Origin of the sequence: Streptomyces hirsutus, from assembly GCF_001418415.1 — a bacterium.
In the GTDB taxonomy this organism is placed as follows: domain Bacteria; phylum Actinomycetota; class Actinomycetes; order Streptomycetales; family Streptomycetaceae; genus Streptomyces; species Streptomyces hirsutus.
Genome location: NZ_LIQT01000519.1, coordinates 1 through 3,970, shown reverse-complemented (window position 1 = coordinate 3,970; position 3,970 = coordinate 1). Strand labels below are relative to the sequence as shown.

Annotated in this window: 2 protein-coding genes; both read left to right on the top strand. The window is 70.8% G+C overall.

Features of this window, described 5'->3' with window-relative positions; translation table 11 throughout:
• Positions 1 to 190: 190 nt before the first annotated feature.
• A complete protein-coding gene (locus tag AOK11_RS33015) occupies positions 191 to 2,011 on the top strand; it encodes an ABC-F family ATP-binding cassette domain-containing protein (protein ID WP_055597352.1) in 1,821 nt (606 codons plus the stop codon).
• Between the two features lie 343 nt (positions 2,012 to 2,354).
• On the top strand, positions 2,355 to 3,970 hold a 1,616-nt coding region (locus AOK11_RS33010), incomplete at its 3' end, for an outer membrane protein assembly factor BamB family protein (protein WP_055597353.1).

The window sequence follows — 3,970 nt, the reverse complement described above, 5'->3', positions numbered from 1 at the left end:
CCGGTCCGGACCCCGGTCCGGTCCGCGGACTGCAGACCGCGGACCCCGGTCTGGTCCGCGGACCGTCTCCGGCGGAGTACGAGGCCCGTTCCCCCGGCCCGGCGATCGGCCCCGTGAGCGACCCGGCGAGCGGCCCGTCGCGCGCGACTACCCTGGAGGGTCGATCCATCCCCCTTGGTTCAGGAGTGTCATGGCCGTCAATCTCGTCAATGTCGAGAACGTCAGCAAGGTGTACGGCACCCGTGCCCTCCTCGACGGCATCTCCCTGGGCGTCTCGGAGGGGGACCGCATCGGTATCGTCGGGCGCAACGGCGACGGCAAGACCACCCTGATCCGGATGCTCGCCAAACTGGAGGAGGCGGACACCGGGCGGGTCACGCACTCCGGCGGACTGCGCCTCGGCGTGCTGACCCAGCACGACTCCCTCGACCCGCAGGCCACGGTCCGGCACGAGGTCATCGGCGACATGGCCGACCACGAGTGGGCGGGCAACGCCAAGGTCAGGGACGTCCTGGCGGGGCTGTTCGGCGGCCTGGACCTGCCGGGATTCCCCAAGGGCCTGGACACCGTCATCGGACCGCTGTCCGGTGGCGAGCGGCGCCGGATCGCGCTCGCCAAACTGCTCATCGACGACCAGGACCTGGTCGTCCTCGACGAGCCCACCAACCACCTCGACGTCGAGGGCATCGCCTGGCTCGCCCGGCACCTGCGGGAACGGCGCTCCGCGCTCGTCTGTGTCACCCACGACCGCTGGTTCCTCGACCAGGTCTGCACCCGCATGTGGGACGTGCAGCGCGGTGACGTGTACGAGTACGAGGGCGGCTACACCGACTACGTCTTCGCCCGCGCCGAACGGGAGCGCATCGCCGCCACCGAGGAGGTCAAGCGGCAGAACCTGGTCCGCAAGGAGCTGGCCTGGCTGCGCCGCGGGGCACCCGCGCGGACGTCCAAGCCGCGCTTCCGCGTCGAGGCCGCCAACGAGCTGATCAAGGACGTCCCGCCGCCCCGGGACAGCAGCGAGCTGATGAAGTTCGCCTCCTCCCGGCTCGGCAAGACGGTCTTCGACCTCAAGGACGTCACCGTCCAGGCGGGCCCCAAGGTGCTGATCAAGCACCTCACCTGGCAGCTCGGCCCCGGCGACCGGTTCGGCCTGGTCGGCGTCAACGGCGCCGGGAAGACGTCCCTGCTGCGGGCCCTGACCGAGGCCGCCCGCAGCGAGGGCGAGATCCAGCCCGTGGCGGGACGGGTCCACGTCGGCAAGACGGTCAAACTCGCCTACCTCTCCCAGGAGGTCGCCGAACTCGACCCCACCTGGCGGGTGCTCCAGGCCGTGCAGGCGGTCCGCGAGCGCGTCGACCTCGGCAAGGGGCGCGAGATGACCGCCGGGCAGCTGTGCGAGACGTTCGGCTTCAACAAGGACAAGCAGTGGACGCCCGTCGGCGACCTGTCCGGCGGTGAGCGGCGGCGGCTCCAGCTGCTGCGGCTGCTCATGGACGAACCCAACGTCCTCTTCCTCGACGAGCCCACCAACGACCTCGACATCGAGACCCTCACCCAGCTCGAGGACGTCCTCGACGGCTGGCCCGGCTCGATGATCGTCATCTCCCACGACCGGTTCTTCGTCGAGCGCACCACCGACCGGGTGTTCGCCCTGCTCGGCGACGGCGCCCTGCGGATGCTGCCGCGCGGTATCGACGAGTACCTGGAGCGGCGGAAGAAGATGGAGGAGGCGGCCGCCACGTCCGCCGCCGCGCCCTCGACGGCGAAGCCGGCCGCGGACGCCGTCCCCGAGAAGAGTGCCGCCGACGTGCGCGCCGCCAAGAAGGAACTGCAGAAGATCGAACGACAGCTCGACAAGGTCTCCGAGAAGGAGGCCAAGCTGCACGCGGCGATCGCCGAGAACGCCACGGACTTCGCCAAGGTGGCCCAACTCGACGCCGAGCTGCGGGAGACGGCCGGTCAGCGGGACGAGCTCGAACTGCGGTGGCTGGAACTCGCCGAGGACGCCTGACCCCGGCCGCGTCGCCCCCACCCCTCCCGCGTCCCCACGCGCACCGCTGTGCACCTCCCCGCACAGATGCCCCGCACGCCCTGCTCACGCCCCCGGTGCAGGTCCGGGTGCGGGTTCGTGCGCGGGGCGTGCGAGGTGTGAAGGGGGCGTGGAGGCGCGTAACGAGGGCATCACGGGCGGGTTCTCCCTTGGGAACAGCGGTGGGCGGGGCCCGGTGGCCTGTCGCTGCCGGGTGATAGAAAGAGCCCGTTCGAGAACCGTCGGAACCGCGTGAATACGACTCTGGGAACATTACGTACCTCAGGGTGTGGCTAAAAATCAGTGAGCAAGGGGGAACACGCTGATGGCTCAGCCGCCCAGCCAGCCGCCGCAGGGTGGCTTCGGAGCACCGCAGGACCCGCCCGCGCCGGGTGGTGGTTTCGGGGCTCCGACCCCGCCGCCTCCGCAGGGTCCGCCGGCCGGATCGCCGCAGCCGGGGTACGGCTACCCGCAGCAGACTCCGCCTCCGCAGCAGCCGGGACCGTACGGGCAGCCACAACCGGGACCGTACGGGCAGCCGCAGTCGGGACCGTACGGACAGCAGCCGGGACCGTACGCTTCCGGGCCGTACGCCTCCGGCCCTTACGGCGGCCAGCCGCAGCAGCCCGGTCCGTACGGGCAGCAGCCGGGGTACGGCTACCCGCAGCCGCAGTTCCCGGGCGCGCCCGGCACCCCGCCGCCGGGGCCCGGCTCCCGCAACCCCTTCAAGGGCAAGCCCGTCGTGATCGTCAGCGCCGCGGTGGCGGTGCTGCTCGCCATCGGCGGCACCGTGTGGGCGGTCTCCGGCGGCGACGAGAAGAAGGACAAGAAGCCCGTCGCCCAGCAGACCGGCGACGACCCCAAGCCCCAGCCCTCCGGCGCCCCGGTCAACCCGGGCGACGGCGAGGGCGACGGCGGCTCGGACCCCGAGGACCTCAACGAGGGCCGCAAGTCCGGCGAGTCCAAGGTGCTCTGGTACAAGGAGGCGCCCGACGCGCCCGGTTCCGGAGCCGACGCCCCCGGCATGTGGATCACCGACAAGACGGCGGTGAAGGCGGCCTACAAGGAGCTCTCCGCCTACAACGTCGCCGACGGCAAGCCGACCTGGGAGCCCCTCGCCTTCCCGCAGAAGATCTGCGCGGTCACCTCGGAGAAGACGGCCGACGACAAGGTCGTCATCGCGTACATGAGCGGCAGCAGCGACCGCGCCAAGTGCAACCAGCTCCAGCTCGTCGACCTCGACACCGGCGAGAAGGGCTGGACGCAGAAGGTCGACGACGGCGCGCTGTTCGACTCCGTGCTCTCCCTCGAGATGACCCTCAGCGGCAACACGCTGATGGTCGGCCGCTCGCAGTCCGGCACCGCGTTCGACGTGACGTCCGGCGACAAGATGTACGACAAGAGGAAGTACGGCGAGGCCTGCTTCCCCGCCGCGTTCGCGGGCGGCGAGCGGCTGATCCAGGTCGCGTCCTGCGGCGCGGGCGGCAACAACGAGCACGACGAGGTCCAGGAGCTCGACCCGAAGACCGGCAAGGTCAAGTGGACCCGGAAGTTCGACAAGGGCTGGCGCGTCGAGCGTGCCTACTCCGTCGACCCGGTGGTCATCTACAGCACCAACAAGGACAAGAAGACGTGGAACATCTCCACGCTGGGCGCCGGCGGCTCGATCCGCTCCCAGGTCTCCGTCGACGAGGACTTCGGCGCCCAGTGCGGCTGGGCCATCCTCGCCCGTGACCTCCAGGGCTGCGAGGGCGTCGTCGTCGACGGGGACACCCTCTACCTGCCCACCAAGGCGACCACCGGGGCCAACGAGGTCGTCGCGGTCAGCCTCGCCACCGGCAAGGAGAAGTGGCGGGTGAAGTCCCCCGTGGCGAACTCGATGGTGCCCATGAAGGCCGAGGGCGGCAAGCTCATCGCCTATGTGGAGCCGTCGTACGACGG

Excerpts from the sequence above, each read along its gene's own strand:
- AOK11_RS33015 (WP_055597352.1), top strand. The coding sequence starts at position 191 with ATGGCCGTCAATCTCGTCAATGTCGAGAACGTCAGCAAGGTGTACGGC.